A 12116-nucleotide genomic window follows, 5' to 3' on the forward strand; every position below is an offset into this window, starting at 1 on the left:
CGACTGTTCTCCGATAGATGTTGGAAAGGTGAAGGAAGGTAGTTTTTTTTATTTTATTTATTCTTTGATCAAAATTCCCGGAAGGTTCAAATGATTCTCTTTTGCACAGTCAATGGCAAGGTCATATCCGGCATCTGCGTGGCGCATTACGCCGGTTGCCGGATCATTCCACAGGACGCGACCAATGCGTTCATCTGCATCTTTCGTGCCATCAGCGCAAATAACCATGCCTGAGTGTTGTGAAAAGCCCATGCCGACCCCGCCGCCATGATGCAACGATACCCAAGTTGCTCCAGATGCGCAATTGAGCAGGGCATTGAGCAGGGGCCAATCAGACACTGCGTCCGAGCCATCTTTCATGGATTCGGTTTCGCGGTTTGGCGATGCGACAGAGCCGCTGTCCAGATGATCGCGGCCGATCACCACAGGGGCTTTTAGCTCGCCAGTGCGGACCATTTCATTGAAGGCCAGACCAAGGCGATGACGCTGGCCCAGACCAACCCAGCAAATGCGGGCAGGCAGGCCCTGAAAGGCGATGCGGTCACGGGCCATATCCAGCCATTTGTGCAGATGCGGATCATCGGGAATGAGCTCTTTGACCTTGGCGTCGGTCTTGTAAATATCTTCCGGATCGCCAGACAGCGCCGCCCAGCGGAACGGGCCGATGCCCTTGCAAAACAGGGGGCGAATGTAGGCAGGGACAAAGCCGGGGAAAGCGAAGGCATTTTCAAAACCGGCATCCTTGGCGACCTGACGAATGTTGTTGCCATAGTCCAGTGTCGGAATACCCATGTCCCAAAAGGCGACCATGGCTTCCACTTGCTCGCGCATGGAGGCACGGGCCGCTTTTTCGACGGCTTTGGGATCGCTTTCGCGTTTTTCGGTCCATTGCCCCATGGTCCAGCCCTTGGGCAGGTAGCCGTTGATAGGATCGTGGGCCGATGTCTGGTCGGTAACAATGTCAGGTTTAACACCACGTTTTACCAGCTCGGGGAAGATGTCTGCCGCATTGCCCAGCAAACCAACGGATTTTGCTTCGCCCGCTTTTGTCCAGCGGTCAATCATATCGAGCGCTTGGTCGAGCGATGTTGCTTTTTCATCGACATAGCCGGTGCGCAGACGAAAATCGATGCGGCTCTCATCGCATTCAACGGCGAGGCAACAGGCACCTGCCATGACGGCGGCCAGTGGCTGTGCGCCGCCCATGCCGCCAAGACCGCCGGTCAAGATCCATTTGCCTGTCAGGTCTCCGCCAAAATGCTGGCGACCAGCCTCGGCGAATGTTTCATAAGTGCCCTGTACAATGCCCTGTGTTCCGATATAGATCCAAGAACCAGCCGTCATCTGGCCATACATGGCCAAACCCTTTTTATCCAATTCGTTGAAATGGTCCCAATTGGCCCAGTGGGGCACGAGGTTGGAGTTGGCGATCAGAACGCGGGGGGCATCTTTGTGGGTTTTGAAGACGCCAACGGGCTTGCCGGACTGAACAAGCAGGGTTTCGGTGTCTTCCAACTGTTTCAGCGCTTCAACAATCAGATCAAAATCCTGCCATGTGCGTGCGGCGCGACCAATGCCGCCATAGACGACCAGTTCATGCGGTCGTTCTGCAACATCGGGATGCAGATTGTTCATCAGCATCCGCAAGGGTGCTTCTGTCAGCCATGATTTGGCATTCAGTTCCGTACCGGTCGGAGGGAAAATATCGCGAGTGTTGTGACGGCGGTCAACCATTACGGCCTCCTAGAAAGTGTTGTTGTCTGTTTTGGGCAAGCTTTTTGCCAAATTTTGCAAGTCACTGAGAATTGCGGCGAGATGCGCCCGCAAAGCATCGGATTTTTGTAGATCATAGGCAAAGGGTGGTGTTTCTGTGGTCAGGTGCGTGTCCTGCGCCAGTTCCATTTGGATGGCATGCACATTGTTTTGAGGCTTGCCATAGTGACGTGTGGTCCAGCCTCCTTTAAAACGGCCATTCAGTATGGCGGTATAGCCACTGGCGCGTTTGGCGCGGGCCAATACGGCTTGTTCAATGCGTGCATCGCAGGTGGTGGTGTTATTGGTGCCGATGTTGAAATCGGGCAATTTGCCTTCAAACAAAAAGGGGATATGGGACCGGATCGAATGGCAGTCATAGAGAATGGCTATGCCGTGGATGGTCTTGACGCGTTCTAACTCAGCAGCCAATGCTGCATGATAGGGGGCGTGCCATGCCAATCGTCTGGCTTCGATGTCTTGTGCTGTTGGCTCTTTGCCGTCCAGATAAATAGGGCGACCGTCAAAGTCTGTGGTTGGGCAAAGGCCGGTGGTGTTTTGGCCCGGATAGAGCGACTCGTCCGAAGGTGCCCGGTTGGCATCGATGACATAGCGATGGAAGTTAGCGCATACCATCGTGGCGCCGGGCAACAGGCCGCTGTAGAGCCGATCTACGTGCCAATCGGTGTCTGCCAAAATTTTGCCGGTGTCGTTCAGTGTCGCCAATATCTCATCGGGTATGTGGGTGCCCGTATGAGGAAGCCCCAGCACAATGGGACTGTTGCCTTGGATGATTTCAACAGGCTGCATGGGATACCTCGATGCCAACAAGATGATCGGTGGTCACTGCATCCAACAAAGCGCGGCTGGCGATCAGTTCGCAAGCTGCTTTGAGGTCTGGTGCCAAATAGCGGTCCGTTTCTAGCGCGGATACTTCTTGGCGGAGCCTTGTTATCGCATGCTGTAAGGGCTGGCTTGTTTTGAGAGGAGCGCGGTGTTCGACGCCAAGTGCTCCACACAGCAGTTCAACGCCCAGAATATTGGCGAGATTGTCTGTCATGCGTTTGAGACGGCGTGCGCCGTGGGCGGCCATAGAAACATGGTCTTCCTGATTGGCGCTGGTCGGGGTCGAGTCTGTTGAACAGGGATTGGCCAGATGTTTGTTTTCGCTCATCAAGGCAGCTGTTGTCACTTCGGCGATCATCAAGCCGGAATTGAGGCCAGGGTTTTTGGCCAAGAAGGGTGGAAGATCGTAGGACAATGTCGGGTCGACCATCAAGGCCACGCGACGCTGTGCAATGGCGCCTATTTCGGCGATGGCCAGAGCCAGCTGGTCTGCGGCAAAAGCAACCGGTTCTGCATGGAAGTTGCCGCCCGAGACAATGCGGTCTTCTTCGATCAAAACAAGCGGGTTGTCCGTGGCTGCATTGGCCTCGATTTCCAGTGTCGTTGCTGCCATGCGGATCATGTCGATACAGGCACCCACCACTTGCGGCTGGCAGCGGATGCAATAGGGATCTTGCACGCGGCTGTCGCTCTCCCGGTGGCTTTCGCGAATTTCCGAACCTTCCATCAGGCCACGCATGGCCGCTGCTGCATCAATCTGGCCGCGATGGCCGCGTAGCGCATGGATCTCTGGTAGAAGAGGGGCGGTTGAGCCCATGATGGCATCCGTGGAAAGACTGGCTGTGACCAAACATGCTTCGGCCATGCGGCGGGCTTCGAACAGACCAACCAAGGCAAAGGCAGTGGAGACCTGCGTGCCATTGATGAGGCCTAGTCCTTCTTTCGGGCCGAGCGTCACGGGTGTTAATCCCGCGCGCTGCAAGGCCTCTTTTCCGGACATACGCTCACCAGCGAAGCTTGCTTCCCCTTCTCCGATCAGTACTGCGGTCATGTGGGCCAAGGGAGCCAAATCACCGGAAGCACCAACCGAACCCTGTGCAGGAATGATGGGGGTAACGCCTTTTGCAAGGCAATTTTCAATCAATTCCAGGACGACCCAACGCACACCGGATGCCCCGCGGGCAAGGGACATGAGCTTGAGCGTCATCACCAGACGCACGGTGGCTTCATCCATTTCTTCGCCAACCCCACAACAGTGGGACAGGATGAGATTGCGCTGCAAAGTGGCGGTGTCTTCCGGCGCGATTTTGACACTGGCCAATTTTCCAAAGCCAGTGTTGACGCCGTAAACCGCTTCGCTGCCTGCGGCGGCCTGGCGGACACGGTCTTCGGCTTTATCAACGTCCGCTTTGGCCGCGCGATCAATGGTGACGGCAAGGCTGTCGCGATAAATTGCTTCAAGGGTTTTGAGGTCTACATTCCCCGGGATCAATGGCGCAAGGGTCATATTGCCCCTCCTACAATGCGTTCTTTTAAAGGATTAAAGCCGATGCGATAGGACAGCTCAGCGGGATGGTCGATAGCCCAAATGGCCAGATCCGCGCGCATGCCTTGTTGCAATATACCGCGATCTGTCAGACCCAAGGCGCGCGCTGCGTTGCATGTGACCCCTGCTAACGCTTCTTGCGGTGTCATGCGGAACAGTGTGCAGGCCATATTCATGGTCAACAGCAAAGATGTCAGTGGGGAGGTGCCGGGGTTGCAATCGGTGGCAATGGCGATGGGTACCTTGTGCGTGCGCAACAGCTTAACCGGCGGGAATTGTGTCTCATGCAGGGTATAAAAGGCGCCGGGCAGCAAAACCGCGACGGTGCCCGATTTTGCCATGGCCTCAACGCCAGCTTCGTCCAGATATTCCAGATGATCAGACGATAAAGCGTTATATTCAGCCGCCAAAACAGAGCCGCCCAGATTGGACAATTGCTCAGCGTGCAGTTTTACCGGTAGGCCGAGCGCCTTGGCTTTTTCAAACACCCTTTTGATCTGATCGGGAGAAAAGGCGATGCCCTCACAAAAGCCGTCAACGGCATCAACAAGTCCCTCAGCGTGGGCTTGCTCCAAAGTCGGCAGGCAAACTTCATCAAGATAGGCGTCGGGTTGGTCTTTATACTCGGCGGGAATGGCGTGCGCACCCAAATAGGTGGTGCGGACCGTAACATTGCGCACTTGGGCAATGCGTTTGGCCACGCGCAACATGCGCAATTCAGACGCGCCATCAAGACCATAACCGGATTTGATTTCCAGCGTCGTGACGCCTTCTGCCAACAGGGCATCGACACGGGGGAGCGCCGAGGTAAGCAAGTCTTCTTCACTTGCGGCACGGGTCGCGGTCACTGTTGAGACGATGCCTCCCCCAGCGCGGGCGATTTCTTCATAGCTGGCCCCTTGGAGGCGCATTTCAAACTCACGAGCGCGGTTGCCACCAAACACCACATGGGTGTGGCAATCTATCAGGGCGGGAGTCACCACAGCGCCGCCCAGATCACGGTCTGGCCATGTTTTGTACGCATCGGGTAGAGCATCGGCAGGGCCGCAATAGACGATCATGCCATGTTCTATGGCAAGGGCTCCATCGACAACCAAACCATAGGGCTCGGTGCCGCTTTGCATCGTTGCCAGCGTGGCATTTTTAAAAAGAAAATGTGTCACAGGGCTGATCCGCGCTTGATTAAATCGTGTTATATGGGAATATACATGCACATAATAATTGGACTGTCAACGCGAATTGGGCTAAAATTGCCGCTTAGTAAGGCAATGTTGGGGCGGATAATGTTGGAAGTAGAAGTATGATGAAAATTTATGCAGAAAAGGCGCTGATCTCACGTGGTTGGCAGGATGATGTTTTGGTGTCTGTTGATGATGCCGGTGTGATCCAAACCATTCAGGATAATGTTGATGTGGCGACGGTCGAGGGGGATGTTGCGCGCGTCGGAATTCTGTTGCCAGCACCAACCAATCTGCATAGTCATGCCTTTCAGCGCGCCATGGCGGGGATGAGCGAGCGGCGTGGACCGGAGCCGCGCGATACCTTTTGGACATGGCGACAGATCATGTATCGGTTCCTCGACATTCTGACCCCTGATGATATCGAAGCCATTGCTGCATTTGTGCAAATGGAAATGTTGGAGGCAGGGTATGCCTGTAATGCCGAGTTTCATTATGTCCACCATCAGCCATCTGGTGCTGCCTATGACAATTTGTGTGAATTATCTGATCGCATTGGTGCTGCGACAGTTACCAGCGGCATTGGCCTAACGCTGTTGCCGGTTCTTTATGAATATGGCGGGTGTGATCATCGACCGCTTGGCGCAGGTCAAATTCGCTTTGGTAACAATTTTGATCAATTTGCCCGTCTGCATGAGGGCGCAAGCGCGATGGTCGCGACATTGCCCGCGGACTGTACCATCGGTGTCGCGCCTCATTCCTTAAGGGCTGTCTCCATTGAGGCCTTGGCAGACTGTGTGGAGCTTGCCGGATCGGGGCCGTTGCACATGCATCTGGCCGAGCAAGTGAAAGAAGTGGAAGAAGTCCACGCCGCCTATGGCAAACGGCCGGTGGAATGGCTCTTGGATCGCCATCCGGTCGCTGACAATTGGTGTTTGATCCACTGTACACAGATGAATGACTTTGAGACCGATGCTTTGGCTGCGACGGGGGCGGTGGCAGGGCTCTGTCCGATTACCGAATCCAGCCTCGGGGACGGGATTTTTAATGGCGTGCGCTATTTGGGCGCCAAGGGGCGGATCGGGGTCGGCTCTGACTCCAATGTTCGTATTTCTTTAACCGAAGAATTGCGAACGCTGGAATATTCGCAACGCTTGCGGGATCGCTGTCGTGCTACGGTCGCAACGGACAGCCAGTCCACGGGGCGGGTTTTGTTTGATGCGGTTGCCCTTGGTGGTGCGCAGGCTGCAGGCAGACAGAGCGGAGTGATTGCCGAAGGGCAATTGGCCGATCTGATGGCGCTGGATAGTTCGGACGTGACGCTGGATGGCAGCAAAGGCGACGAGATCCTTGATACCTGGATTTTTGCCGGTGACGATAGAATGATAACGGATGTCTGGTCTGCGGGGCGGCATTTGGTTATACAGGGAACCCACATATCAAGTGATGCCATTCGGGCGCGCTACGGTCAGGTGATGAGAAGGCTGAGGCAAGCATTTTGACGGGAAAAGAGCCAAACAGTTGGACGCAAATCCGCGAGGAACTGCTCCGGCGGATCAATGAGCGCGTATGGCAGCCGGGCTCATTGATACCCAATGAGTCCGAATTGGCCGAAGAGTTTCAGTGTGCCAGAACGACCGTCAACCGGGCTTTGCGCGAGTTGGCCAGCGCAGGCATTGTGACGCGCAAACGCAAGGCGGGAACGCGCATTGCGATTAATCCGCCACACAAAGCCATTTTGACCATTCCGATTATCCGCGAAGAGGTGGAAGCCAAGGGCGCGCTGTATCGCCATACGATATTGCAACGGGTCAAGCGCTCGCTGCCAGCCTTTTTGTCAGGGGCCTTTCGTGTGTCAGAAGACACCACATTGCTTTATACCGAGACGATGCATTTTTCTGACAACCGTCCTTTCATCTTTGAAGAGCGGTACACTTCCCTTGCTGCTGTTCCATCCTTTGATGCTTTGGATCTGGATAGCATCAGCATCAATGAGTGGCTGGTGCAAAATGCGCCCTATTCGGGAGGGGAATTGAGCTTTTTTGCCACACAAGCCGACGCCAAACTGGCGCGGAATTTTGACATTGCTGAAGGAAGTGCGCTGTTTGCGACAGAACGCAGCACATGGAATCAGGATCAGCCCATTACGCATGTGCGCTTGGTTTATATGCCCGGCTATCGCATGCGTACCAGTTTTTGATGCATTGGGTATATTGGGATGCTTCCTGCGCTTCTAAAAGCGCAGGAGTTGGTCTCGATCTCGTAAGGCCGAATTATCGGATGACATGAACCGAACAAGGCGCGTGACGCACAACGCGTGCTGCCGTTGATCCCAGGAAATAGTCTTGCATTCCGGGACGATGGGATGCAACGACGATCAAGTCCACATCATGTTCTTCAGCATAGTCCACAATCACGGTGCCTGCGTTGCCATCGTCGGACGCCACTGTGGCGTTTGGAATGGTTTTTGCGATGGCTTCTAGCTCGTCCAATACATATTTACGGGCTTCTTTGCGGACATCGGGAGGGACTTGAGACGCAACATAGGCTGGCACAATATCAAACACATGCAAGAGAATAATATTGGCGGTGTCATCGGCCAAAGCCTTTACGGCTTCCAATGCGCCTGTTGGGCTGTGGTCATGATCAAGTGCAATGGGGACAAGGATGTTTTTATACATCTGGTACTCCTCCTACAGGACAGGCCTTAACACGGCTTGTTTGGGCACATTTGGGGCCCCTGTCCTTTGGCCGATAGTAAACAGTGCCGCGCCGATTTGATTTGAGTTTATTATACTCCAAACCGGCGCGGAAACACATGACTATTATCGGGCTGTGCCTATTTTTATAGCACTGCTTGGAAGAGCTTGCGCAGGTTGTCAGCGGTCAGCTCAATGGGGTTGCCACCACAGGACGGGTCTTTCAATGCACCTTCAACCAGCTTGTCGATGTCGGGGTTGGTGACACCCAGATCGCTCATGCGTTTTGGGATGCCCAGACTGTCATTGAAGCCATCCACAAAGGCGCAGAAGTCATCAAAGCCACCGCTCAGTCCAAGATATTGGGTGATGATATCAAAGCGTTTTTCGATAGCAGGGCGGTTGAATTGAAGTACTGCCGGCATGCAGATCGCATTGGTGGTGCCGTGGTGGGTGTGATACATCGCACCGAGTGGATGGCTCAGGGCATGGATGGCACCAAGGCCCTTTTGAAAGGCGGTAGCCCCCATTGCTCCAGCGGACATCATGTTGGCTCTGGCTTCAATGTCGGTTCCGTCTTTATAGGCGCGAGGCAGGTTCTCGACGACCAGCCGCATGCCTTCCAAGGCAATGCCCTGGCTCATAGGATGATAATGCGGGCTGCTGAAAGCTTCAACACAATGCGCAAAGGCATCAAGGCCTGTGCCTGCGGTGATCGCTGGTGGCATGCCTACAGTCAGCTCTGGGTCACAAATCACCACAGCAGGCAACACTTTGGGATGGAAGATGATTTTCTTCTCGTGAGTGACCGAATTGGTGATGACGCTGGCGCGGCCCACTTCAGAGCCGGTGCCTGCGGTGGTGGGCACTGCCACGATGGGCACAATGGCGTCGCTGTCGGCACGAGTCCACCAGTCTCCAATGTCTTCAAAATCCCAGATCGGGCGGATCTGGCCAGCCATAAAGGCAACCATTTTGCCAAGATCAAGGCCGGAACCGCCACCAAAGGCGATCACACCATCGTGGTTGCCTGCCTTGAACGCTTCAACGCCAGCGCTGAGGTTGATCTCATTGGGGTTGGGGTCAACATCGCTAAAAATAGCACGACCCAGCCCAGCAGCCTCGATGACATCCAGAGTTGAAATGGTGACGGGCAGGGATGCCAGACCACGATCGGTGACAAGCAATGGATGCTTGATACCGGCTTGGGCACATGCTGCGCCGATTTCTGCAATGCGGCCAGCGCCGAATTTAATTGCGGTCGGATAGGACCAGTTGCCTGTGAGGGTCATTGCGTCACCTTCTTGAGATGGTATGATTTTGGACGGGTCAGGTTCTGGTACCCGATAACAGACAAGCCGCCGCCGCGGCCGGTTTGCTTGCAGCCGGTCCAGCATAAGCCGGGGTCGAGATAGTCGGCACGATTCATGAAGACAGTGCCGGTTTCAATGCGGTCTCCCACAGCGATTGCACGGTCGATATCTTTGGTCCAAAGACTGGCTGTGAGGCCAAAGTCGCTGTCATTCATTAGCGCGATGGCTTCTTCGTCATCTTTCACAGACATGATGCCAACGACAGGCCCGAAGCTTTCTTCGCGCATGACCCGCATGTCATGGGTGACATTGGTCAGGATTTGTGGCGTCAGATAGGCACCGCCATCATCTTGCGCAAATGTCTCGATGTGGGCCTTGGCGCCGGCTTCAACGGCCTCGGCGATTTGGTCGCGGACTTCTTTGGCAAAGCGCACGTTGGCCATTGGACCGATGGTGGTCTCTTGGTTCAAAGGATTGCCAAGTTTGTAGCTATTGACGATGGCCACGGCTTTTTCGACAAAGGCATCGAACAGGCTCTCATGAACATAAATGCGCTCAATGCCACAACAGCACTGGCCGGAGTTGAACATGGCTCCGTCGATCAGAGTGTCGACCGCTGCGTCAAGGTCGGCGTCCGGCATAACATAACCGGGGTCTTTGCCGCCCAGCTCTGTGCTTACGCCGGTGAAGGTGCCAGCAGCCGCACGTTCCATCGTTTGGCCCCCACCGACCGAGCCGGTGAAATTGATAAAATCAAAGGCGTTGTCAGCGATGAGTGCAGAGGTGGTGTCATGGCTTAGGAACAGATTCTGGAAAACATCCTCAGGCACACCAGCGGCTTGGAAGGCTTTGACCATACGCTCGCCGACGAGAAGCGTTTGCGTGGAATGCTTCAACATCACTGTGTTGCCTGCGATCAGGGCAGGGGCCACAGTGTTGATGGCGGTCATATAGGGGTAATTCCATGGCGCAACCACCAAGACGACCCCATGCGGCAGGCGCTTGATGTAGCGTTTGAAGGTGGCGTCCTCACCGACCATGATATCGGCCAATGCTTCTTGCGCAATGGAGGCCATGTGGCTGGCCCGCTCGTTGAAGCCACCAAATTCACCGCCGTAGCGCACGGGGCGTCCCATCATTTGGGCTAGCTCTGGCACTATTTCATTGTTCATCTCGCCCACTTTGGCGACCCCGGCCATGACGAGCGCAATCCGCTCTTGCAGGGGCCTTGCAGCCCAAGCAGCCTGCGCTTTGCGTGCCGTCTTGGCGGCAGACTTGGCGTCTTGCAAAGACAGAACAGGGCGCTCTGCAAAAACCGACCCATCAATGGGGGAGATACATTTCAGCATCTGTGACATGGGAGTTCCTTATTATGCGCGCTCTAAACCGCGCGCGACTTCATAGTCGGTCACTATTTTGTTGAATTCGTCAATTTCCCACTCGGCCGCGCGGGCATAGTGGTCGATCACATCATCGCCCATGGCTTCGCGCAGCATGGAAGAATCTATCAGTGCCGCGCGCGCATCGCGCAAGGTCCGCGGAACGTGATGTTGGTCGTCATTTGCATATGCGTCCCCTGAATAGGCTTCAGGCAGGGGGAGCTTTTCTTCGATGCCTTTGAGGCCCGCTGCCAACAGTGCAGCTTGTGCCAGATAGGGGTTCATATCGGCGCCAGGGGTGCGGCATTCGATACGCACCGCTTTTGAACCTTCACCGCAAAGCCGATAGGCGGCGGTACGATTGTCGACCGACCAGACGATCTGGGTCGGTGCAAAGGTGCCTTTGGCAAAGCGTTTGTAGCTGTTGATATAGGGGGCCAAGAAATAGGTGTAATCGGCGGCATATTTCATCAGGCCTGCAACATAATGATCCATCAATTCTGATTTGCCCAGCGGCCTGTCCGGGTCGAAGAAAGCGTTTGTGTCGTCTTTCCAGAGTGATTGATGCACGTGGGAGGCGCTGCCGACACGGTCTTTGTGCCATTTGGGCAAAAAGGACGCGGCCAAACCATGCTGATGGGCAATTTCCTTGATGCCATGTTTGGCAAGCGTGTGGTGATCAGCGGTGGCCAGAGCATCTGAATATTTGATATTCAGCTCTTCCTGACCGGCTTCAGCTTCGCCTTTGGAGCCTTCAATCGGGATGCCCATTTCGCGCAAATGATTGCGGATCGGACGCATCACATATTCTTCCTTGGACGTTTGGAAGATGTGATAATCCTCGTTGTAGTTGGAAATAGGCTCCAGTTTGAAACCGCTTTTGGCGATGTCGTCATGGGTGCCTTTGAAGAGGAAAAATTCCAGCTCGGTCGCCATGATGGCTGTCAGGCCCAGAGCATTTGCGCGTGCGATCTGTTTTTTCAGCATCTCACGCGGGGAATGGGGAACAGGCGCGTGTGTGTGATGGTCCAGAACGTCGCACAGAACCATGGCCGTGCCTTCCAGCCATGGCACAGGCCGCAGGGTGGTCAGGTCTGGCTTCATGACATAATCGCCATAGCCGCTTTGCCAGCTGGTCGAGGCATAGCCCTCGGGCGTTGCCATCGTCAAATCGGTTGCAAGCAGATAGTTGCAGCAGTGGGTTTCGTCTTGTGCAATCTCAAGAAATGCTTCGGCATGAAAGCGCTTGCCCATGAGGCGCCCTTGCATGTCGATCATGCAAACCAGAACTGTGTCAATCAGTTTGCTGGCAATGGATTTTTTGAGAGTATCAACGGTCATGGCTTGGTTCATGGCGTATTTTCCAAAGAGGGCTGGAGACGGGAAACCCGCCTCCGGCTATC

10 protein-coding genes are annotated in these 12116 nt (G+C 54.8%); 2 read left to right on the plus strand and 8 right to left on the minus strand.

Annotation, left to right across the window (positions count from 1 at the left end; all coding sequences use genetic code 11):
* Positions 1-57 precede the first annotated feature (57 nt).
* From hutU to hutI, 4 genes are read right to left on the minus strand one after another with little or no spacing between them, the layout of a single operon-like run.
* Positions 58-1734 (minus strand): urocanate hydratase, encoded by a 1677-nt coding sequence (hutU, locus tag C0081_RS18800; protein WP_101535392.1) that lies wholly within the window; start codon positions 1732-1734, stop codon positions 58-60.
* Between the two features lie 9 nt (positions 1735-1743).
* Positions 1744-2562 (minus strand): N-formylglutamate deformylase, encoded by an 819-nt coding sequence (hutG, locus tag C0081_RS18805; protein WP_101535393.1) that lies wholly within the window; start codon positions 2560-2562, stop codon positions 1744-1746.
* Positions 2549-4105 (minus strand): histidine ammonia-lyase, encoded by a 1557-nt coding sequence (hutH, locus tag C0081_RS18810; protein WP_101535394.1) that lies wholly within the window; start codon positions 4103-4105, stop codon positions 2549-2551. The genes hutG and hutH overlap by 14 nt, the downstream gene beginning before the upstream one ends.
* Complete coding sequence (gene hutI, locus C0081_RS18815) at positions 4102-5268, minus strand: imidazolonepropionase (protein ID WP_210200568.1); 1167 nt, start codon at positions 5266-5268, stop codon at positions 4102-4104. The genes hutH and hutI overlap by 4 nt, the downstream gene beginning before the upstream one ends.
* 176 nt (positions 5269-5444) lie before the next feature.
* On the opposite strand from hutI, the gene C0081_RS18820 reads away from it, so the two are divergent.
* Both C0081_RS18820 and C0081_RS18825 read left to right on the plus strand, forming a co-directional pair.
* Entirely contained in the window at positions 5445-6824 is a 1380-nt protein-coding gene (locus C0081_RS18820; protein WP_101535396.1) for a formimidoylglutamate deiminase, read from the plus strand.
* Positions 6821-7522: a histidine utilization transcriptional repressor HutC gene (locus C0081_RS18825; protein ID WP_101535397.1), complete on the plus strand. Its 702-nt coding sequence runs from the start codon at positions 6821-6823 to the stop codon at positions 7520-7522. The genes C0081_RS18820 and C0081_RS18825 overlap by 4 nt, the downstream gene beginning before the upstream one ends.
* Before the next feature lie 73 nt (positions 7523-7595).
* Here the strand turns inward: C0081_RS18825 and C0081_RS18830 are convergent, their stop codons facing one another.
* From C0081_RS18830 to C0081_RS18845, 4 genes are all read right to left on the minus strand, one after another.
* Complete coding sequence (locus C0081_RS18830) at positions 7596-8003, minus strand: universal stress protein (RefSeq protein ID WP_101535398.1); 408 nt, start codon at positions 8001-8003, stop codon at positions 7596-7598.
* Positions 8004-8167: 164 nt separating this feature from the next.
* A complete protein-coding gene (locus C0081_RS18835) occupies positions 8168-9313 on the minus strand; it encodes an iron-containing alcohol dehydrogenase (protein WP_101535399.1) in 1146 nt (381 codons plus the stop codon).
* Positions 9310-10692, minus strand: coding sequence for an aldehyde dehydrogenase family protein (locus C0081_RS18840; RefSeq protein ID WP_101535400.1), 1383 nt, complete (start codon positions 10690-10692; stop codon positions 9310-9312). Before C0081_RS18840 ends, C0081_RS18835 begins: the two co-directional genes overlap by 4 nt.
* Positions 10693-10704: 12 nt before the next feature.
* Positions 10705-12066 (minus strand): glutamine synthetase family protein, encoded by a 1362-nt coding sequence (locus C0081_RS18845; RefSeq protein ID WP_210200563.1) that lies wholly within the window; start codon positions 12064-12066, stop codon positions 10705-10707.
* Positions 12067-12116: the final 50 nt, after the last annotated feature.

It is taken from the genome of Cohaesibacter celericrescens, from assembly GCF_002866925.1.
Taxonomy (GTDB): domain Bacteria; phylum Pseudomonadota; class Alphaproteobacteria; order Rhizobiales; family Cohaesibacteraceae; genus Cohaesibacter; species Cohaesibacter celericrescens.

Coding starts and splice junctions, on each gene's coding strand:
- hutU (WP_101535392.1), bottom strand. CDS start 1,734: ATGGTTGACCGCCGTCACAACACTCGCGATATTTTCCCTCCGACCGGT.
- hutG (WP_101535393.1), bottom strand. CDS start 2,562: ATGCAGCCTGTTGAAATCATCCAAGGCAACAGTCCCATTGTGCTGGGG.
- hutH (WP_101535394.1), bottom strand. CDS start 4,105: ATGACCCTTGCGCCATTGATCCCGGGGAATGTAGACCTCAAAACCCTT.
- hutI (WP_210200568.1), bottom strand. CDS start 5,268: ATGCAAAGCGGCACCGAGCCCTATGGTTTGGTTGTCGATGGAGCCCTT.
- C0081_RS18820 (WP_101535396.1), top strand. CDS start 5,445: ATGATGAAAATTTATGCAGAAAAGGCGCTGATCTCACGTGGTTGGCAG.
- C0081_RS18830 (WP_101535398.1), bottom strand. CDS start 8,003: ATGTATAAAAACATCCTTGTCCCCATTGCACTTGATCATGACCACAGC.
- C0081_RS18835 (WP_101535399.1), bottom strand. CDS start 9,313: ATGACCCTCACAGGCAACTGGTCCTATCCGACCGCAATTAAATTCGGC.
- C0081_RS18840 (WP_101535400.1), bottom strand. CDS start 10,692: ATGTCACAGATGCTGAAATGTATCTCCCCCATTGATGGGTCGGTTTTT.
- C0081_RS18845 (WP_210200563.1), bottom strand. CDS start 12,066: ATGAACCAAGCCATGACCGTTGATACTCTCAAAAAATCCATTGCCAGC.